The sequence below is a fragment of the Ruminococcus bicirculans (ex Wegman et al. 2014) genome, from assembly GCF_000723465.1.
Lineage (GTDB): Bacteria > Bacillota > Clostridia > Oscillospirales > Ruminococcaceae > Hominimerdicola > Hominimerdicola aceti.
In genome coordinates this window covers 971,405-992,508 of record NZ_HF545616.1, presented here as the reverse complement: position 1 = coordinate 992,508, position 21,104 = coordinate 971,405, and the positions used below count along the sequence as shown (strand labels likewise).

The 21,104-nt window shown below is 42.4% G+C and carries 17 protein-coding genes; 10 read left to right on the top strand and 7 right to left on the bottom strand.

The features are described from left to right. Positions 1 to 125: 125 nt before the first annotated feature. The 7 genes from fucO to RBI_RS04345 all read left to right on the top strand — a co-directional run bounded on the left by fucO (position 126) and on the right by RBI_RS04345 (position 7,931). A complete protein-coding gene (fucO, locus tag RBI_RS04375; protein WP_022287672.1) occupies positions 126 to 1,274 on the top strand; it encodes a lactaldehyde reductase in 1,149 nt (382 codons plus the stop codon). 152 nt (positions 1,275 to 1,426) lie between these two features. Then, the gene (locus RBI_RS04370) at positions 1,427 to 2,107 is read left to right on the top strand and encodes a response regulator transcription factor (protein ID WP_038671323.1); all 681 of its coding nucleotides are present in this window, start codon (positions 1,427 to 1,429) and stop codon (positions 2,105 to 2,107) included. Next, positions 2,100 to 3,404, top strand: a complete 1,305-nt coding sequence (locus RBI_RS04365; RefSeq protein WP_038671320.1) for a sensor histidine kinase — start codon at positions 2,100 to 2,102, stop codon at positions 3,402 to 3,404. The genes RBI_RS04370 and RBI_RS04365 overlap by 8 nt, the downstream gene beginning before the upstream one ends. A gap of 138 nt (positions 3,405 to 3,542) precedes the next feature. Continuing rightward, positions 3,543 to 4,490: an ABC transporter ATP-binding protein gene (locus tag RBI_RS04360; RefSeq protein ID WP_038671318.1), complete on the top strand. Its 948-nt coding sequence runs from the start codon at positions 3,543 to 3,545 to the stop codon at positions 4,488 to 4,490. 4 nt (positions 4,491 to 4,494) lie between these two features. Continuing rightward, complete coding sequence (locus RBI_RS04355) at positions 4,495 to 5,616, top strand: ABC transporter permease (protein WP_038671316.1); 1,122 nt, start codon at positions 4,495 to 4,497, stop codon at positions 5,614 to 5,616. Beyond that, complete coding sequence (locus tag RBI_RS04350) at positions 5,603 to 6,769, top strand: ABC transporter permease (RefSeq protein ID WP_038671314.1); 1,167 nt, start codon at positions 5,603 to 5,605, stop codon at positions 6,767 to 6,769. Before RBI_RS04355 ends, RBI_RS04350 begins: the two co-directional genes overlap by 14 nt. Before the next feature lie 106 nt (positions 6,770 to 6,875). After that, entirely contained in the window at positions 6,876 to 7,931 is a 1,056-nt protein-coding gene (locus tag RBI_RS04345; RefSeq protein ID WP_038671312.1) for an SGNH/GDSL hydrolase family protein, read from the top strand. A 119-nt stretch (positions 7,932 to 8,050) separates the two neighbouring features. Here the strand turns inward: RBI_RS04345 and RBI_RS04340 are convergent, their stop codons facing one another. Both RBI_RS04340 and RBI_RS04335 read right to left on the bottom strand, forming a co-directional pair. Next, positions 8,051 to 9,415, bottom strand: coding sequence for an NCS2 family permease (locus tag RBI_RS04340; RefSeq protein ID WP_038671310.1), 1,365 nt, complete (start codon positions 9,413 to 9,415; stop codon positions 8,051 to 8,053). A 293-nt stretch (positions 9,416 to 9,708) separates the two neighbouring features. Beyond that, entirely contained in the window at positions 9,709 to 11,268 is a 1,560-nt protein-coding gene (locus tag RBI_RS04335; protein ID WP_207640609.1) for a CotH kinase family protein, read from the bottom strand. Between the two features lie 170 nt (positions 11,269 to 11,438). Here RBI_RS04335 and RBI_RS04330 point away from each other — a divergent pair, with 170 nt between their 5' ends. Next, positions 11,439 to 12,434 (top strand): aldo/keto reductase, encoded by a 996-nt coding sequence (locus RBI_RS04330; protein ID WP_038671306.1) that lies wholly within the window; start codon positions 11,439 to 11,441, stop codon positions 12,432 to 12,434. 38 nt (positions 12,435 to 12,472) lie between these two features. On the opposite strand, the gene RBI_RS04325 is transcribed toward RBI_RS04330, so the two are convergent. Further along, positions 12,473 to 13,648: an iron-containing alcohol dehydrogenase family protein gene (locus tag RBI_RS04325; RefSeq protein WP_038671304.1), complete on the bottom strand. Its 1,176-nt coding sequence runs from the start codon at positions 13,646 to 13,648 to the stop codon at positions 12,473 to 12,475. 396 nt (positions 13,649 to 14,044) lie between these two features. Between RBI_RS04325 and RBI_RS04320 the strand changes: the two genes are divergently transcribed. After that, entirely contained in the window at positions 14,045 to 14,848 is an 804-nt protein-coding gene (locus RBI_RS04320) for a hypothetical protein (RefSeq protein ID WP_038671302.1), read from the top strand. A gap of 115 nt (positions 14,849 to 14,963) precedes the next feature. Here the strand turns inward: RBI_RS04320 and RBI_RS04315 are convergent, their stop codons facing one another. The 3 genes from RBI_RS04315 to RBI_RS04305 all read right to left on the bottom strand — a co-directional run bounded on the left by RBI_RS04315 (position 14,964) and on the right by RBI_RS04305 (position 19,057). After that, on the bottom strand, positions 14,964 to 17,576 hold the full coding sequence (locus tag RBI_RS04315) for an ABC transporter permease (protein WP_038671300.1): 2,613 nt from the start codon (positions 17,574 to 17,576) through the stop codon (positions 14,964 to 14,966). Beyond that, positions 17,576 to 18,277, bottom strand: a complete 702-nt coding sequence (locus tag RBI_RS04310) for an ABC transporter ATP-binding protein (protein ID WP_038671298.1) — start codon at positions 18,275 to 18,277, stop codon at positions 17,576 to 17,578. Before RBI_RS04310 ends, RBI_RS04315 begins: the two co-directional genes overlap by 1 nt. 153 nt (positions 18,278 to 18,430) lie before the next feature. Next, positions 18,431 to 19,057, bottom strand: a complete 627-nt coding sequence (locus tag RBI_RS04305) for a TetR/AcrR family transcriptional regulator (protein ID WP_038671296.1) — start codon at positions 19,055 to 19,057, stop codon at positions 18,431 to 18,433. Between the two features lie 145 nt (positions 19,058 to 19,202). On the opposite strand from RBI_RS04305, the gene RBI_RS04300 reads away from it, so the two are divergent. Beyond that, on the top strand, positions 19,203 to 19,517 hold the full coding sequence (locus tag RBI_RS04300) for a hypothetical protein (RefSeq protein ID WP_038671294.1): 315 nt from the start codon (positions 19,203 to 19,205) through the stop codon (positions 19,515 to 19,517). Positions 19,518 to 19,966: 449 nt separating this feature from the next. Here the strand turns inward: RBI_RS04300 and RBI_RS04290 are convergent, their stop codons facing one another. After that, on the bottom strand, positions 19,967 to 20,962 hold the full coding sequence (locus RBI_RS04290; RefSeq protein ID WP_038671290.1) for a hypothetical protein: 996 nt from the start codon (positions 20,960 to 20,962) through the stop codon (positions 19,967 to 19,969). Positions 20,963 to 21,104: the final 142 nt, after the last annotated feature.

Here is a 21,104-nt window from a genome sequence, read left to right as displayed (position 1 = left end):
ATATTGCGCCGCTAATATTTTACACAAAAATAATTGAAATCATGGTATAAAAGTTGTATAATATCAATAATCAAAGATATAACTTTGATAACAGAGATCATATATTTGAAAGGCGGAATAATCAAATGGCTAACAGAATGATACTTAATGAAACTTCATATTTCGGTGCAGGCTCGATCAGCGAGATAGTTACAGAGGCAAAGAAGAGAGCTTTTAAAAAGGCTCTTGTTGTAACAGACCCTGACCTTATCAAATTTAACGTTGCAAAGAACGTTACAGATCTTTTGGAGGAAGCAGGACTTGCTTATGATATATTCTCTCAGGTAAAGGCTAACCCTACTGTAAAGGTAGTAAAGGCTGGTATCGAAGCTTTCAAGGCAGCAGATGCTGACTATCTTATCGCTATCGGCGGCGGCTCATCAATGGACACTGCAAAGGCTATCGGTATCATCATAAACAACCCTGAGTATGCTGACGTTACTTCTCTTGAGGGCGCTATTGACACAAAGAATCCTAGTGTTCCTATAATCGCAGTTCCTACAACAGCAGGCACAGCCGCAGAGGTAACTATCAACTATGTTATCACAGACGAGGAGAAAAAGAGAAAGTTCGTTTGCGTTGATCCACACGATATCCCAGTTGTTGCAGTTATCGACGCAAAGATGATGTCATCAATGCCAAAGGGACTTACAGCTTCAACAGGTATGGACGCTCTTACACACGCTATCGAGGGCTACACAACACTTGGCGCTTGGGAGCTTACAGACATGATGCACCTTAAAGCAATAGAGATAATCTCACGTTCACTGAGAAAGGCTGTTGAGAATGACCCACAGGGCAGAGAAGATATGGCTCTCGGTCAGTATATCGCAGGCATGGGCTTCTCAAACGTTGGTCTTGGCGTTGTTCACGGCATGGCTCACCCGCTCGGCGCATTCTATGACACACCTCATGGTATCGCAAATGCAGTTCTTCTTCCGTATGTAATGGAGTACAACGCTGAATACACAGGCGAAAAGTTCAAATACATTGCAGAAGCAATGGGCGTTGACACAACAGGCATGAGCCAGGCTGAATACAGAGCAGCCGCAGTAAACGCAGTTAAGCAGCTTTCAAAGGACGTTGGAATTCCTGAGAAGCTCCACGAGATAGGCGTTAAGGAAGAGGATCTTCAGGCACTTTCAGAGTCTGCATTCGCAGACGTATGCACAGGCGGAAATCCAAGACCTTGCACAGTTGAGTCTATCCTCGGCATCTACAAGACAGCATTCTAATTCAAAAATCTTTTATCTGCCCTCGGTTTTCGGGGGCAGATTTTTATTGCCCAAAAAGAATATTTATGGTACAATACATTTAAAGTGAGTTTAAAGTTCATAGGTTATCATATATCGTAAGATATTATACTGACTTATAGGGAGGAATTTTAATGAGATTACTTCTTGCTGAGGACGAGGTGGAGCTTGCAAATGCGCTTTCGGCAGTGCTTAAACACAAAAACTATTCTGTTGACGCTGTTTACAACGGCATCGACGCATACAACTATGCAATTGCACAGGATTATGACGGCATAATACTTGACCTTATGATGCCTGGTATGGACGGCATACAGGTGCTTACAAAACTTCGTGAAAAGGGTATCGACTCCCCTGTTCTGCTGCTCACTGCAAAATCTGATATTGACGATAGGATAACCGGACTTGATTCGGGTGCTGACGATTATCTTACAAAGCCCTTTGCAATGGGCGAGCTTCTTGCGAGAATAAGGGCAATGACACGCCGCCGCACTGAGTTTGCACCCTCTACCCTGACTTTCGGAAACGTTTCTCTCAACAGACAGAGCTTTGAGCTTTCAGGTCCTAACGGCTCTCAGAAGCTTGGCAACAAAGAGTTTCAAATGATAGAAGCCCTTATGCTAAATCACGGCACGCTTATTTCCACAGAGCGTTTCATGGAAAAGATATGGGGCTATGACTCTGACGCTGAGATAAACGTGGTGTGGGTATATATTTCATATCTGCGTAAAAAGCTTGGTCTTATCGGTGCAGATGTCGAGATAAAAGCCACAAGGGGCGTGGGCTACACACTAGAGGAAAAGCATAATGATTAAGCGTTTACAGCGGAAATTCGTTGTTATCGCCGCTGTGTGCCTTCTTATCGTAGAGTTTGCCATAATAGGCGGCATAAATGGAGTGAACATCTATCAGACCAACAAGAATGCAGACGATCTGCTGAACATAATAATCGAAAATGACGGCAGATTTCCTGAGTTCGACCCCAAGGGCATGAAGCATGACAAGCCGCAGAACGATTCAGGCAGTTCATCAGACAGCAATGTTCAGCCTGAAAACAGAAAGCCTGATAAGCACAGAGGCTTTAACGAGGAAACTAAGTATCAGACAAGGTATTTTGTTGTATACGCCGACAGCAATGGCGAAATAACCAAGGTAGATACAGGACACGTTGCGGCGGTGTCAAGTGCGCAGGCTATAGAATACGGCAAAAGCGTTCTTGACAGCGGCAAGACTTCAGGCACGTCAGGAAACTACCGCTACAAAACAGGCGGCACTGACAAAGGCAAGATGATAGTTTTCATGGACTGCCGCAGTGACAGTGCCACCAAAAATCGCTTTTTGCTGGTGTCGTGTGCTATAGGGGCAGCAGGATATATACTTGTATGTCTGCTTATCATAATCTTCTCAAAGCGTGCCATAAGACCTGTTGTGGAGAGCTTTGAAAAGCAAAAGCGGTTCATCACCGACGCAGGGCACGAGATAAAAACACCCCTTGCTATAATCTCCGCAAACACGGAAGTTCTTGAAATGGTGTCAGAGCCAAACCAGTGGACAGCAAGCATAAAAAATCAGATAACAAGGCTCAACGGTCTGCTGAAAGATCTTTTGAGCCTTGCGAAAATGGAGGAGGAAAAGCCTGCTCTTACCATGGCTGATTTCAATATTTCTGACGCTGTTTATGACGCCGCTTCGCCTTTTACTACCCTTGCGGAAACAAAGGGCAAAAAGCTCACCATTGATGTTGCCAACGGACTTTCCTATCACGGTGACGAGGGTGCGATAAGACAGCTTGTTTCTATCCTCACGGAAAATGCAGTAAAATATGCTGACGAGGATGGCGAGATAATAGTAAAGCTTTTCACTTCTCATAATGGCAAGGAAACTGACCTAGAAGTTTCAAATACCTGCAAAGAACCACCGCAAGGCGACCTAACAAAACTTTTTGACAGATTTTATCGTGACGACAGCTCACGTTCTCGGTCAAAAGGTGAGAAAAAAGGCGGCTACGGCATTGGGCTTTCTATTGCACAGGCAATAGTCAGGTCGCACAAAAGCAAGATATCATGCAAAGCCGAAAACGGCATGATGATATTTACAGCACAGCTTAAATAACTGCAAAGCAGAGTTGGTCACCAGCCGCTCTGCTTTTTTATAATATGACATTTGTCACATGAAGATATGACTTTGCTCACTAGCTTTTTGGCGGATAGTATTGTATAATGATAATACAAACTAAGGGAGGTTTTTCTTATGGCTGAAACTGTAGTAAAAATAGACAATCTGGTAAAAAGATACAAGGAGCTTATTGCTCTTGACCACTTTGATCTTGAAATAAAAAAAGGCGAGGTCTTCGGACTTCTCGGTCCTAACGGTTCGGGTAAGACCACCACGATAAACTGCCTGCTCTCACTGTTGGCATACGATAAGGGCGACATCGAGATATTCGGTGAAAAAATGTCCCCTGTGAACTATGGGGTAAAAAAGCGTATTGGCGTTATAATGCAGAATGTTGCGGTGTTTGACGAGCTGACTGTGTATGAGAACATTGACTATTTTTGCGGGCTTTACATCACCGACAAAGCCACACGAAAGAAATATGTTGACGATGCCATAGCTTTTGTGGGACTTGAGGACTTTGTGAAGTTCCACCCTAAAAAGCTTTCAGGCGGTCTGCTCAGACGACTTAACATTGCCTGTGGTATTGCACACAAGCCTGAGCTTATCATACTTGACGAGCCGACAGTTGCCGTTGACCCACAATCAAGAAACAAGATACTGGAGGGCATTTTACAGCTCAACCGTGAAGGTGCGACTATAATTTACACCTCCCACTACATGGAAGAAGTCGAGCAGATATGCACCCGTATCGCCATAATGGATAAGGGCAGTAAGATAGCCGAGGGTACTACAGAGGAACTCAAACGCATGATAAAGAACACCGAAACTATCACCGCCGAGATACTCCAGCTTCCTGAAAACGTCCGTGAACAAATAGAAGCTTTGGAACACGTTTATAATGTTTCCTATGCCGACAACAAGCTCGTTGCACGCTGTACAGGGGGACGGCACAATCTTATTGAGATACTGAAAATATTGCAGGAAAATCAGGTGGGCTTCGGCAGCGTTTATTCTGAGCAGCCTACCCTCAATGACGTTTTCCTTGAAATAACCGGCAAAGCTCTCAGGGATAAGGAGTGATAGAATGTTCTCAAACATATTCAAATACGAATTTAAAAGCTGTCTGCGTCAAAAAGCCATACTCTTCTGGCTCATAGCCTTTCCCATAATACTGGGTTGCTTTTTTAAGATGGCGTTTTCAGGAATATACGAAAAAGATGTTGTATTCAATGCGATACCTGTTGCGGTGACAAATATAGAAGAAAACGATATCCTTAAGCAGGTGCTTGAACAGATATCAAATAGTGATGAGGCTCTTTTCAAGGTGACGTATACGGATATTGACAAGGCAGAAGAAATGCTTAAAAGCGAAGATATAAAAGGCATTATAAAGGCTTCCGACCTCTCCCTTGAGTTTGGCTCAACAGGTATCCAGCAGACCATTGTAAAGACTTTCATACAGCAATACAAAACTCAGGAAAAGATAATAACCGACACTGCAAAGAACGCTCCGCAAAAGCTTGATAAGGTCATAGCTTCCCTTTCTGAGAAGATAAGCCCAAATGAGGATATACCTCTCCACGGCAATCCTGACATAACGATACAGTTTTTCTATAATCTCCTTGCCATGACGGCACTTTTCGGCTCGATGTCAGGTCTGTTCGTGGCACAGAAAAATCAGGGCGACCTGTCTGCACTTGGCGCAAGACGTTGCTGTTCTCCAGTGAACAAGCTTACAAGCATAACGGCAACGCTCCTTGCTTTTCATGCGGTGGAAATGATATGCATGGTGATATCGGTGACGTTCCTGAGATTTGTGCTTAAAGTGGATTTCGGCAGTAAGCTCCCACTTGTTTATCTTGCCGCAATAATCGGAGGAATAACGGGAATATCCATGGGATTTTTCGTTGGCTCTTTCCGCATAAAAGAGGGTGTAAAAATATCTGTAGTCATGGCGGCATCAATGACCTGCTGCTTCTTCAGCGGTCTTATGTCAAATACCATAAGAGGCACTGTTGCAGAGCATTGCCCGATATTCAATGAAATAAACCCTGCCGCCATTATCTCAGACAGCTTTTACTGTCTTAATCTCTACGAAGATTACAGGCGGTTCACGGTGAAGATAATTTCAATGGCGATATACACAGTGCTGTTCACCCTTGGTGGATATGTTCTTACAAGGAGGCGTAAATATGCAAGTCTTTAAGACCTTTATGAAAATACTCAAAACAAGGCTTACGTCTGCTATATTATATCTCGTCATATTTATGGTCATAGCAGTAATAATGGCGGATACTGCAAAAGATAACAATGACTATGAGGACTACAAAATGTCCATATCCGTCATTGACCGTGACAACAGTGCCGAAAGCAAGCGTTTGCAGGACTTTATATTCAGCGGCAGCAAAAAGGTGGAGCTTGCAGACGATACTGACGAGGTCACCGACGCCGTTTATTACGGACGTTCCGGTTATGTTCTCTATATAAACAAGGGCTTTGGCGACAAGATAAACGCAGGGGATTTTGACGGACTTTTTGAGAATTTCAAAATGCCCTCCAGCTACGGCGGACAGCTTTTTGAAAGCAGGCTTGACAGCTATCTTTCAAGCGTAAAGGCGTACATGACGGCAGGTGAAAGCACAGAAAACGCTATGGAGCTTGCCCAAACGGCAGTTTCTCAGCAAGTAAAGGCGGAGCTTAAAAACTTTAACAACAAGGGCGGAACAGGTATGCCGGCAATATTCGGCTACTATTTTCAGTATCTTGCATACGTTATGCTTTCCATGCTCATTGTTACCCTTTGCCCCGTTATACTGACGCTAAACAGAAAGGGCGTTCGTGAACGCACAATGTGTTCAAGCCTGACATCAGCAAACTACAGCAGACAGACGGCTCTTGGGGCAAGTATCTTGGTGTTTAGCATATGGCTTTTGTTTATGATAGTCGCAATAATTTGGGGCAAAACGCTCAACGTGAAATTCTGGCTTGCCTGCCTTAACAGCTTTGTATATATCATTGCCGCCGCAGGCATAGCAATGATAATAGCGCAGTTTGACCTTAGCGACAACGGCATAACTGCCATATCGAACATAATCGGTCTTGGCATGAGCTTTCTTTGCGGAGTTTTCGTGCCGCAGGAATTGCTCACAGGAGGCGTTCTTGCAGTGGGAAGATTGTTCCCTGCATACTGGTACACCAAAGCCAACAATATGCTTTTCGGCATGAGCGGTGGAGTATTCAGCACAAAGGAATATCTTATCTGCATCGGTATCGAAGCACTGTTTGCAGTGGCATTCTTCGCTGTGGCTGCTTTGCTTGTTAAGCAAAAGCGTGAGGGTGATGTAAATTCCCTTGCATAAGTTGACAATAATATGGCTGTGTGTTATACTCTTATTGTTACGGAGCTGACACACAGCCTTTTTGCGTCAGCTAAAGAAGATCATAGATGAAAAAAGAGGAAAAAGTATGGATAGATTACAGCTTGACAAAAATGCAAAGCTCACAGGCAGAGTATATTTCAAAGACGAGGTAATGTGGCTCGGTCTTTCAGGAACCGGTGCGTCATTCACATTTGACGGCACAAAGCTTGTTTTGAAGCTCAAAGGTGACAATATCGCAGTGGGCGACAATCCTATCGACTATGCAAGGATAGCCGTTTATGTTGACGGCAAGAGAGTAGTTGACGAGATGATAAACTGTGCAGAAAAAGAGGTCACGGTAATAGACCGCACGGAAAACGCTCGGTCAGTTGTGGAGATAATAAAGCTTTCAGAATCTCCAATGTCAGCAGTTGGCATTGAGGCTTTTGCTGAGGGCAGTGCTGAGGCTTTGCCTGAAAAACCGCTTAAAATAGAATTTATCGGCGACTCTATAACCTGCGGCTATGGTGTTGATGATGAGGACGAAAACCACCAGTTCACCACTGCTACTGAGGACGTTACAAAAGCCTATGCCTACAAGACCGCCAAGGCACTTGACGCTGAATACAGTATGTTTTCAGCCAGTGGCTACGGTATAATCTCAGGCTATACTGAGGGTGACGAGCCTATCAGCGAACAGACAATTCCACAGTTCTATTGCAGCTACGGCTTTTCAAGGGGCAATTTTGCAGGAACTGCTCCGCAGGATATACCATGGGATTTCAGCAAATATATTCCGCAGATAATCGTTATAAACCTTGGCACAAACGACGACAGCTACTGCCGTGACTACAAGGACAGGCAGGCTGTTTTCTCAAAGCTTTATGCTGATTTTCTTGCGGTCGTTCGTGAGAAAAATCCGCAGGCTTACATTCTCTGCACTGTTGGAATAATGGGCGAGAGGATATTCCCTGCTGTTGAAGAGGGCATAAAGATATATCTTAAAAGCCACGCTGACAGCAAGATAAGCTCAATGATGTTCCACGAGCAGGACGGAGCAAATGACGGCTTTGCGGCAAACTGGCACCCTACTGAAAAGACTCACAAAAAGGCAGCGGCGGTGCTTACAGAAAAGCTCAGAGAGATAATAAAAAGCATATAACAAAAGCGGCAGTCGGTAACGGCTGCCGCTTTTTTTGTCATTTTACGCCAATTCTCATTCTGTAGCAGAACGAACAGGAAAGCATGGCTAGTTTCAGACCTGTTCTTTGAAAGCTTTCCTTATAAGAACACATATTTCAGCACGAAAAGCACTGCAAGCACATACATAAGCGGTGTGATATCCTTGCGCTTTCCGCAAACAAGATTTATAACAACATATGAGATTATTCCAAGAGAGATGCCCTCTGAAATGCTATAGAAAAGAGGCATTGAGAGAATACAAAGATACGCAGGGATAGCCTTTGTATAATTGCCGTCATCAAACTTGATGTCAGTGATAGAGCTGAACATCAAAAAGCCTACTACTATAAGTGCAGGAGCTGTTGCAAAGGATGGTATAGCCGTGAAGATAGGTGCAAAGAACATTGACAGTGCAAACAGCACTGCGGCTGTGATAGAGGTAAGACCTGTTCTGCCGCCTGCGGCAACGCCTGCTGAGGACTCAACGAATGTTGTGGTGGTGGAAGTACCAAGAACTGCGCCTGCCGTTGTGGCAACGGCGTCAGCAAGAAGCGCAGGCTTTATCTGCGGAAGTCTGCCCTTTTCATCAAGCATATCTGCCTTTGAACATACGCCGATAAGAGTGCCTAAAGTGTCGAAAAGGTCAACGAACAGGAAGGAGAATACCACGACTATAAAATTGAAGATACCAATGCTGTGCATATCCACCTTAAAGCACTGACCAAATGTTTCGCCAAGCTTTGAAAAATCCGTTAGCGACATTGTAGGAAAAAGCGAATTATAGCCGCTTTCAGCGTCAGGAACATACAGCCCTACAAGTTGACATATCATGCCTATTACCCATGTTGCCACTATACCCATAAGAATAGAGCCACGGACTTTTTTGATATATAGGATAATAGTGATGAAAAGTCCCACGATAGTGAGAAGCGCACATATGCCCGAAGTTGTGAAATTCTTGCGGAAGCCTGTTATGGTAACAAGAGTGGCTGAACTGTCAACGCAAAGTCCAGCATTCTGAAGTCCGATAAAGGCAATGTAAAGACCAATACCAACGGACACCGCTTTTTTCAGCACCACAGGTATTGCATTGAAAATGGCTTCTCTGACGTTTGTAAGAGAAAGCACGATAAAGACGATACCCTCGACGAAAACCGCCAGAAGTGCCACCTGCCATGGATAGCCGTAGCCTGCCACAACAGTGTAAGCCATGTAAGCGTTAAGTCCCATGCCTGCGGAAAGCACAAAAGGCAGATTTGCCATAAGTCCCATGCACACTGTTCCAATAACAGAGGCGATACAGGTGGCAAGAAGTACGGCTGTAGGATCCATGCCCGTTCTGCCGAGAATGCTCGGGTTTATGGCAAGGATATATGCCATGGTCATGAAAGTCGTCACGCCCGCCATTATCTCAGTTTTAACATCGGTGTGATTTTCTTTCAGCTTGAATAATTTTTCCGTCATATTTTATTATGCCTGCGTTGCAGACATTTCCTCCTTTCAATATGGGGATACTATCTTATTATACCGATTTTACAGCATTTTTCAAGCCTGATTTATTAAGGCAACACCGCACAAAGCCCGCCTGACGGCTTTGCACGCCATCTGCTTGCAGATTTTCCGTCATATCACACAAAAATCCCTTGACATACGGCAGTATGCCTGCGGAATTTTTGTGCAATCTGACAAAAAATCTGACTACGCATCTGACGCACAATCTTTGCGCGGTATTGCCTTAATTGAATAAAATTTATCATTTAAGAAGCACTGTTACTAACGTCAGACTTTATTTTCCACTGACTATTGAGCCAATAAATGCGGTTTTCGATCCAATTGAAAAGATCCTCCGCAGAGTCAGGACCCCACTCTTCGCCTTTTCTAAGGTCGGCGTCATACTCTTTGAGATATTCACGTTCTGTTTTTATACAGCCCTGTAAAAGCTTTTCCTGGCTCATCTCCGTCCACTTTTCCTTGGCAGTAGCCATAAACCAATCCTGCTTGCAAAGAACGATAAACCATGGGTTTGAACGGTCGCCTTTTTTAGCCACAAAATTCTTGTCTGTGAAAGCACCAGCATAATATTTCTCAGTGCTGTCATTATATGCCCAGTTAAAATCCCAAGGTGAGGTAAATTTCAGCTTAGGACATTTACTGTCCTTTGAAAGATCGACGCACATATAGAAGCTTCCCTCACCACAGTCATAGTCATGTACGATCTCATAAAGAATATACATATCTCTCACTGAGTCTATATCCATAACATTAGAAACGGCTTCCTCAGCGGTGGTAACATCAGAGTCAACAAGGTCATAATTTTCATCAAATTTATAATATTTGCCGTTCTCGCAGGCTTCATAAACTATCTTGAACAGATTGTTGAGATACTTGTCAATAAAGTCTATCTGATTTTGCGAATAGAGGTCATTCTTGATAGAATATTCCGCAGGAACGAACTGCCTTGTTTCGCCGTTTATGTCGGTGACAGTGGCATTTTCATAGTCCATGCTTATATAATGGTTATCCTCATCGCTTGTTGCATAGTTGTCAAGCTCAAGATAATAGCCTATATCAGTGTCGGTGCAGCCCTCCGCAGGCTCGGAGATATCCACTCTGTTTGGATTTATCTGACACTGTTCGCAAAGCTCATAAACACCTTGAAACTCCTCGTTCACATAGAGGTGAACAAGCTGACCGTCTGAGCAGAAATTGCTGTCACCCATGATAGTTCTGCCAAAACGGAATGCGATATCGTTTCTTATTAGATCCCAATCTGATTTCAACAGCACCCAGCTTTTGCACTCTGCGCCGTTATTAAGCCCAAGCATATTTGTTTTTTTATCAAATTTTATCCTATAAGGCACTTTGTTTGCAAGGATCTGACTAACATCACCGTAATATGCGCTTGAATTTCCTCTTACCTTTATGCCTGCTGAGGCTTCGTTTATCTTCAATTTTTCATCACAATTGAAAACGTCCACCACGCAGGAAGTATACTTCTCCCTTGAAGCTATCATATCGTCAGGGGCAGTTGTGACGCTTATAACAGGTATCTTACTTTCTGATCGTATCTTTTTCTTAAAACTTTCTTTTTCAGCCTTGTCAGCACTCAGGCTTTCATAAGTAGCAGGCTCAGGATTTATGACCTGCTTTGTGGTGGCAGGAAGAGTTACAACAGGCTCAGCCGTTGTTGTCACAGCCTGAGATTCGGCAGAACTACTCTCTGCTTTTGAGCTTTCCCCTGTTTCTTTAGCACAGCTTGTGAGCATTGCTCCCGTCATGACTACTGCACATACAGCAGCGATAATTCTTCTGTTCATATCATTTCTCATATTATTATCTTTCCATTTATTGTGCATTACACACATATTTTTTATCATATAACTTATTCAATTATAGCACATTGACATAGATAATACAATATGCTATAATCATAAAAGTAAGTGGGATAATTTATGCACTAACACGATTATATAGGAGGTTTTTTGAAATGTTTATACCTGACGATAAAAGATATGACAAAATGATATACAACCGCTGTGGAAAAAGCGGGCTTAAACTATCAGCTGTATCGCTGGGATTCTGGCAGAATTTCAGTTTAAAAAACAATTTTGAGAACATGGAAAGAATGGTACACACTGCATTCAACAGCGGTATCACACATTTTGATCTTGCAAACAACTATGGCAATCCCTACAACGGCTCGGCAGAGGAAAACTTCGGCAGGATACTCGATCGTGGCATGAGAGAGTTCCGTGACGAGATGTGTATTTCCACCAAGGCAGGCTATGAAATGTGGGCAGGTCCATACGGTGACAGAAACGGCTCGAGAAAATATCTCACGGCAAGCCTTGACCAATCTCTCAAAAGAATGGGACTTGAATATGTTGACATTTTCTATCACCATGTAAGAGATCCCGAAACGCCTCTTGAAGAGACTGCCCTTGCACTTGACAATGCAGTAAGACAGGGCAAGACGCTTTATGTTGGCATATCAAATTACAACAGAGCCGACACAGCAGAAATGCTGAAAATTTTCCGAGAGCTAAGAACTCCTTTTATTATCAATCAGCCCTCATATTCCATACTCAACCGCTGGATAGAGGACGATAAACTTGACAGCCTTGCACTTTCTGAGGGCTTTGGCATTGCAGTGTTCTCGCCACTGTATCAGGGCTTTCTCACAAGCAAATATCTAAAAGGCATACCGGCAGATTCAAGGGTAGGCAGAGGCGAAACATGGATAGGCAATGAGCTTAACGACAAAATGATAGAAAAACTCAACAAGCTTAATGATATCGCCGCTTCGAGGGGACAGACCCTTTCGCAAATGGCACTTTCATGGGTGCTTCACAACAAGGCTGTTACTACTGTGCTTATCGGTGCAAGCCGGCCTGAGCAGATAACGGAAAACATAGGCTGTCTTGACCGCCTTGACTTCACAGAAGCTGAACTTGCAGAGATAGACAGGCTTGCGAAGATGTAATAAAGAAGCTGTCAGAGCCACCGCCCTGACAGCTTTTTTTATGCGTTATAATAGCGAACGTAATCGTCAAGCATATCTGCCGTAAGCTCAAAAGGATAATTTTTAAGCTTGGCAGGGTTGGCAAGTATTCCGTCTCTGTCCTTCTTCCAAAGCTCCTCTGACATATCAAGCTTGCCAAAAAGCGTCCTGATATAGTCCCTGAAAGCGTCGATATCGTCAAAGCCAAGAAGCTGTTTTACAACATACTCCACCTCGGTGCTGTCACCGTATTTTTTCAAAAAGCCTGACAGAAAAACGCCTATTGCATTGCCGTGGGGTACGCCATTTTCATATGTCAAAGTATAACTCAGACCGTGAGGTATGCTTGTGCCTGTGTAGGCTATCGCCATGCCTGCAAGCACTGATGCCTGCATGAAAGTTGAGAACTCATCATCGGTCATTTGAGCAAATCTCTCCTCTGTTTCAAGACAGCCCTTACAGCTTGCCCAAAGCCTCATACCCTCCTCTGCATATGCACGGCTGAACGCATTTGCGTTGGTGTTGAGCCGTGACTCTATCATGTGAGCAAGTGCGTCAACGCAGGTGCTTTTCATACCGCCATATGATGATGTTTTAAGATAGCCGTAGTCCACCAATGCAAGTGACGGAAAAATTTTGTGGGCAATAGATTTCTTGGTATGCTTGATGTGGGAAGTCAGGATAGAATAAGGTGTAGCCTCCGAGCCTGTTCCGCAGGTGGTAGGCACACAGACTATAGGGTAAAAAGGTAGTTTCGCAGGAGTGTACAAAAGCTCCTCCACCTTGGCAATGCTGTCTGGAAGCTCACACTTCTCAGCTTTTACAACGCCCTCGTTTTCGGAAAACTCGGCATTTTCGCAAACTATCCCATTCTTAGCAAGCATTGATATTGCCTTGCTTGCGTCCATTGGCGAACCGCCGCCCACTGCCACGAACATATCCACGCCGTATTTTACCGCCGCCGTTGCCGCTGTGTAAACAGTTTCCACAGACGGGTTTTCCTCAATATCATTATATATCACATATCCAATGCCCTGACTTTCAAGCACTGCCCTGACATCATCAAGAGAACCATTCACCGCAGAAGAATGTCTGCCTGTGACTATCATGGCTTTTTTGCCAAGTTCCGCTATTTCGCCCCCGTGATTTTTTACCGCTTCATTTTCTATGTAAATATCTGTAGGTATATTTCTCATTTTTTACGCTCCTTTTGGCTTTTTATCCATTATAGCACCTTTGACGGCGATTTTCAAGCCTAGACATTATAGAACGTATGTGCTATAATATTAGTAACAAATCATGGAGGAAAAAGTTATGCACTTTACAACGGCAAAGGTATACTCTCGCAAAAAAACGGCATGAATTTATATCGTAGCTGCACATGACGGTCAGACGAGTATTTTTGATACTGCCGATTGAAAACCTCTCCCCTTTATGTTATAATAAAGAAAAAAAACATCAAGGTGAAGCAATGAATAAAAATCAAAATATAGCTATGGGGATATCCCTTGCTGTGGTGGCAATAATGGTCGGCTCGGCGGAGATCTTCGGGGAAAAGGAGATAATTTTTTCCTGAGATAACGGCGGTGGCAATGGGTGCGCTAATTGCGCCTGTGCAATCTTGGAACACCTCTCGAACACGGCTTTTTGCGGCGATAGTTTCTGTCGCCGTCGCAGGCGTGTGCATAGTGCGGTTTATCCCTGAGATACTTATACTTCGTATAGCTTTGGGACTTCTTGTAGCAGTGAGCGTTATAACACTGTCAAAAGCGAACTTTGTTCCTGCCATTTCAGCCTGCATACTTCCGATACTTATGGGTACAAAAAGCCCTGTTTACGTCATTTCCGTTGCGGTCATGACAGCATTTATACTTATTTTTCAAAAAGTTCTTGAATACTTTGGTCTGCATGAAAAGTATGAATATAGACCTATCGAACCAAGCTCAGAGCTTCTCAAACTAAGAGCAAAACAAGTCATCACAGCGCTTGTTATCTGCATATTGCCTGCGCATTTTCACGAGATATTCTTTATCGCTCCGCCGCTTATAGTTGCATTTTTTGAGCTTAGCGGCAAAGGCTCAAAGCTTATGAAAAGAAAATACACAGCAATTGCTCTCATGGCGGTGGCTGCGTTCGCAGGCGTTATGGCAAGATTTTTTATCTCTGAAAAGCTTGGGCTTACCCTGACATTTGGTGCAGTTTTATCCTCGGCTGTGATATTCGTCCTTTGCCGAAAAGCAAAGCTTTATTTTCCTCCATGCTGTGCAATATCTACCTTGCCTTTTATAATCCCCAAAACTGCAATAATAAAATTTCCATTTGAGGTCACAGCAGGATATATTGTCCTTACCATTGCCGCAGTTATAATAACCCAAATAGACAATAATACAAATTAGGCATAATCAAAAACGTACAAAGCTTTATGATCCGACCCTAAGAAGTTAGACCAAAAATCTAACGATTTGGAGGTCACATCATTACGCTCTGTACGTTTTTTTGTATATTAAGAAATCATTCTCTGTTTTTAAGCACCTCGGCAGGGGTTATCTTGCCAAGCTTTCTTACAAGAATTGAGGTGATGATAAAGTATGTTGCCATTACTCCTGCGAAAATTATAACGTAAGCATACCATGGGAATGCAAGGTTTATTCCGCTTGTTACGTTTGGAATGAACACTGGGAAAACCTTGTCCATAAACATCTTTGAAAGCGGTATCTCGATAAGTGCGCCCAAAGTTATGATAATTGCGTTTCCGTTTAGGTAAAGCTTTTTCACGTCCTTGGTCTTATAGCCAAACACCTTCACAAGGGATATTCCAAAGGAAGCCCTTTCTATTGTAACATTCAGCATAAGGAACATCACAGAGCAGAAAATTATTACAGCAACCGCAATAAGCATTACTATCATTGACATCATAAGGTCCGTGAAAACTGCCGCTGAACGCTCGATATCCGATTTTGTCGTTGTGCTGTAAAGTCTGCCCTCGTCAATGTCAAGTTTCTTGTCTGAGAGCAAACAGTTGTAGTAAGTGTCGCTCTCACCGAAAAGCTCACGCATACTGTCAATATCCATGAACACCATAAGTCCGCCACGCTCGTCGCAGATATCCTCCACTGTGAATGCGTAATCCATTGAGGTCGCATCGTCTGTCAGGATAAACTTATCGCCCTTTGCCACTCCGTAACGCTCCACAACTGACTGGCTCACTGTTATAAAGCTCTTGCCCTTATGTGTTTTCACATCATAATACTTGTTGTCGCTGTCCATACCCATAACGGTGACATCAAGGTTATAGCCAAGCTGTTCTTTTGAAAGCGTTTTTACAAAGCAAGCCTCACCACCCTCCGGAACGCTTTCCTCTGGATATTTCAGAGTGTACATATACTCGTATTTTGTGTCATTTATAGTGTCTTTTCTCACGTTCTCACAAAGGTAGTAGCAATCAACGCCAAGCATAAGAATAAACAGTGAAAACAGCATACTGAGAAGCACTGTTATGCCTGTGCGCATTTCACGAAGCATTTGGCGTATCTGAAATCTGCGGATAAAATTCCTGCTCTTTATCTTCACTCTGCTGTAGTGACCTGTTTTCTGCTCGTTTCTAATAAGTGAAAGAGCCGTCTGAGAAAGCCGCTTGTTTATCACAAGGGTATTAACTATAAACGAAACAACAGGAGGCATTACAACGCTGTAAATGATAAGATACAAAGGATAAACAGGGGTAAAATCAGGGAGCGAAGAATATGCGTAGCTGTCGAGAAGCTGATAATCGATCCCCACAGGTGAAAAGCCTATGACCGCACCGATTATTCCGCCAACAAATGCAACTATAGTCGGCAATGTTACGTAGTGTCGGATAAGATCTTTTTTCTTTGCGCCAAGAGCATAAAGCGCACCTATAACACTGCTTTCACGCTGAATCTGATGAATGACGAAAACAGAGATAACATAAGTAAGAAGTGCCATAAGTATAACACCCACACCAAGTCCTGCATATTTGTTCATGACAACGTCACCTGCCGCACCAGCTATACGAACGTTGTCGCCCTTTTTCACGAACATTGTCAGATTGTCAAGATCAATGGTGAACAACTCGTCAAGAAGCTCGTCAGCCTGCTTTTTGAAGCTATCAATACCATTTGCAAGGCTCCCTGCACCGCTGTATGCAGATCTTGCACCCTCTGACAGGTCTTTTGAGCCGTCATATGCGGCCTTAACTCCTGCCGTGATAGCGTTCGCACCCTCTGGGATTGCCTTTGCACCCTCGTAAAGTCCGCCCATTGCGTCATAGAGAGCGTCTGCTCCCTCAGAAAGGTCTTTCACACCGTCTTTAAGGGTCTGAGAGCCGTCATAGAGCTTATCGATACCATTTGAAATATCGTCACGCTGTTTCAAGACGTCCTTGATAGTTTCAAGATAATACTTGTCTGTGACTTTTTTATAATCAAAGTCAAAATCCTCGATCATTTCTTTCAGCTCGTCATCAGTTGCCTTGCCGTTAAGTCTGTAAGCATAGCAAAGGTCCTCCGCTTTCTGTTCACTGTCATTTTTGAAATAGTCATACTGATCGTCGCTTACGAAAAGAAGTCCGAAGCCCTTGCTTGACACAGCCGTGTCAGAGAAATTTTCAAAAGGTGTGTCATAGTCAGGTGTAGTTCCTATTCCAACAATCTCGAATTCAACTCCGCCTGCTGTAAGCTTATCGCCCACTGACAGAGAATGTTCCTCGCTGTAGCGCTTTTCGACTACCGCTTCGCCCTTTTTCTCAGCAAGTCTTCCGCTGTCAAGCTCGATAAGGTCAATGTCACTTCTTTTACGGAAAACACGGAGCTTTGAGCCGTCCTTCGCGGTAACGTCAATGCTGAAATGCTGTTCAAGAGTAATTCCTTTGTCTGTTATTTCCTTTTCCTGCTCGTCTGTAAGAGGGATAAAAACGCCGAACTGTCCGTCTTCGACCTTGTTTTGCTTACCATGTTCGGCAGTTCCGTCAATGATAGTGTCTGCACTTGCAACCACGGAAACTATTATGTACATTCCCATTACGATAAGCAATACAAGCGCAAGATAACGTGCGAAATTTGTTTTAAGCTCACGTCCGAGTCTTTTTCTGAGTACCCTGTTCATTACAAGTCCTCCAGCTCTGCGGCAGGTATGCGTGTTTCGTTAAGATAATCCTGTTTGATAAGTCCGTCCTTAACGATTATTACCTTATGCACCATATTTTTTATAGCATTGTTGTGAGTAACGATAAGCATTGTTGTGCCATATTTTGCATTGATTTTTTCCAGCAGGATAAGAATATCCCTTGAAGTTTTGGAGTCAAGAGCGCCTGTAGGCTCGTCGCACAAAAGCAGCTTTGGATTTTTTATAAGCGCCCTTGCTATAGCACATCTCTGCTGCTGACCGCCTGAAAGCTGTGACGGAAACTTGTTTCTGTGTTCGGAAAGTCCCAACGTTGTGAGAAGTTCTTCCATATCCAGTGGCGAATCTGAAAGATATTCACAAACCTGAATATTTTCCACAACTGTCAGATTTGGAACGAGGTTATAAAACTGAAAGATAAAGCCCAGATTTTCCTTTCTGTAGTCGGCAAGCTTATCAGGTTTAAGACCGAAAATCTCCTTGCCGTCGACCTTAACAGAGCCACTGTCCATAGTGTCAAGACCGCCTATGCAGTTAAGGAGCGTGGATTTACCAGAGCCGCTCGTACCCTGAATAACGCACATCTGACCTTTTTCTAGACTTGTGGTGATACCCTTTAGCACCTGAATATAGCTGGCGTCACTGCCGTAGCTTTTCTTCACATCTTTGATCTCCAAATACATATCATTTCCTCCATTTATAAGTTAGATTTAGCTAACTTTACTTTATATAAAAATGTGCATATCTGCACATTTCATCGACATTTGAGATACAAAATTCACACATAACGTTGTTATGTAGGTTTCTAAAAGTTACCGCCCGCAGGCGGCAATTTTCTAATCCTCGACTATCATTGTAAACCATATTTTTATTAGAAACTCCATTACTCTGCGCATATGGAGCTTTGCCTTTTCCACATCTCTCTCGTGAGTTAGCAAATGAGTGTAGGCGTCAACACTTATATGGGTTATCCAATGAAGCATATACTCATCAACGTGGCAGTTAGGCATTTTTGCGGCAGCTTTTTCCGCTGATATCCTAAAGCCCTGTTCTGTCATATCCACGATCATATCCACAGTATTTTCATACTCAGACCCCTGCGCACCCGTGAGCAGCAGCATAAAAACGTCATAGTGGAGATACATATACTCCACAAGCTTGTCAAGGTCGGTGTGGGTGTCAATGTGATACTCAGCAGAAAGCACCGCAGGGTCATCGCTATCCATATCCTGAGCATCCTGCATATAATGCTCCGTAAGAAGCTTGCAAAGCTCTTTCAGCGGCTCATCGACAATAGCCTTGAACAAGTCATTTTTATTTTTAAAGAAGAAATACAGCGCACCGGTCGTCACGCCTGCGTCAGCGCATATTTTTCTCAGAGAAGCCTTCATATAACCATTTTCAGAGAACTCGGCCATTGCACTTTCCAACAGCTTTTCCCTTGTTTCAAGTTCGTCACCCATTACTGCACCCCGCTTTCCACTTCACATAACACTGTTATCTTAGCATATAACGCTCGATATGTCAATACATTTACTATATTTTCAGCATATTATATGATATTGAAACATAACGGTGTTATGTGATTGGTGACTATTACAAAATAAAATGGGAAGCGTCATACCTGTCTGGTCAGCTCTTACGATTTCTGACGGGTTAAAGTATATAAGCGATAACTATAAAATTGCCATGGTATACAGCGGTGACAGTGCTCCTATGCTGGTCCTTGAAAACAAGTACTCATATAGCTGGGATATTTGCATTAGTGCAAGTGAGGTGTCGTCAGGAGTTGCTTTCTACTCATACGATGACATTGCACAAGCTTTCAGCAACTACGGAGTAAGCATTTATGATATGGGACAGCTTCACATATTTACCTCTAATTATACCGAGATCTACGGAGTATATGCGGCTCAGGTCTGATATTACAACATAATAACTATTCAAGTCAAATAAAAATCGGACCGAGCAAAATGTTCCACCGGAACATCTTACTCGGTCTTTTTCGTAGTATCGATAATTCAACATATTTACAACTATCCTGCATTTTTCACGCAATCACCAATCTGGTCATTTTCTCTATCCACTTATCAATGAAACTTATAAACCCCTCAAAGCTTCATAGCTCTCCATTTGTTTGAAATAACGCTGATATTCCAATATGTAATAAAACAGATAAATAGCATACTGATTACTGATACGACAACCGCTTCAATAACCAGAAACGGAGTCGAACAAGTTTCCATACTTCTTGACAGAATCGCCAAGATAATGTTCTGCATAAGTCTCACGAAAATTCCAAGCAGAATTATATCTAATATAAATCTCCATAGAAATGATTTTGTAAATTTGGTCATGTCTTTCTCCTGTTATCAAATTATAATTTCAATAGCGTTGCTTACTTGTGTATATGAATGTGTGGTAGAATCATAATCAGTACACAATAATACTGTATATACTCCTTCCGGCACATCCTTTCGCAATTTGAATTCGTTTATTTCACTTGCATCGACAATTTTTTGAATTTCACCGTCCTTGACTATAAGCCAACATATATTTTCTAATTCTGAATTATCGCTCTTTGTAACAGTATATAAATCAGAATTTTCTTTCACAGATATATTTTCTGAATATGACGGCGAATTTTTTTTCTCAACCAACTGAATTGATTCTATGTATCCCAAATTCTTTCCATCTTTATCAGTATAAAACTCAATTTGAAACTCATCATTGTTATTAGCTGATTTTATCAAGTCATTATAATAGTCAAACTCTGATTTACTAAGACTTAATCTTAGTTGAGTATTTATGCTTTCATTATATACTTTTAATTTGTCTGAATCCGCATAAACTCCATAAAAATTATACAATTGAGTAGCCTGAACACCTTGAAATCGTGATGGATAAGAAGACTTTTTCGATTTTTTTGTATAAACCGAAATATTATCATCTTGCTTGGTTAAATTAATAGTTTTCTTAAAAGCACTTCCGTTGCTTATTTTTTGCACAACAGAAATTTCTTCAATTAGATTTTTTATGCCGTATGTACTATACTGAGACTGAACAGATATAAAATTCATCCACAATATTGAAACAAAACACGAAAATACGACTCCAACAATTTTATGACCTAAACCGTAACCTTTTTCATTAAAGAATGTTACAGCCGATTTTATCATAAACATGATCATAAAAAAGGCTAGTACAATTGCTGAGATTGCTTTAATTTTCAAAAATAAACAAACTAAATTTATATTTTCTTGACCAATCAATGAGTTTGGAGCAAAAAAATTTAATAATATATTTCCGAATATCAGCACTAACAAAAACCAACCGCAATTATTATAAATTGTTTTAATAGCTTTCATATTTTTCCCTACAAAATCTCCTCATTAATATGTTTGATATTGTTATATGCGTATTTATCATATACATAATCAACATCATCATAAGTTTCCATACTTCTTGACAAAATCGCCAAGATAACGCTCTGCAAAAGTCTTACGAAAA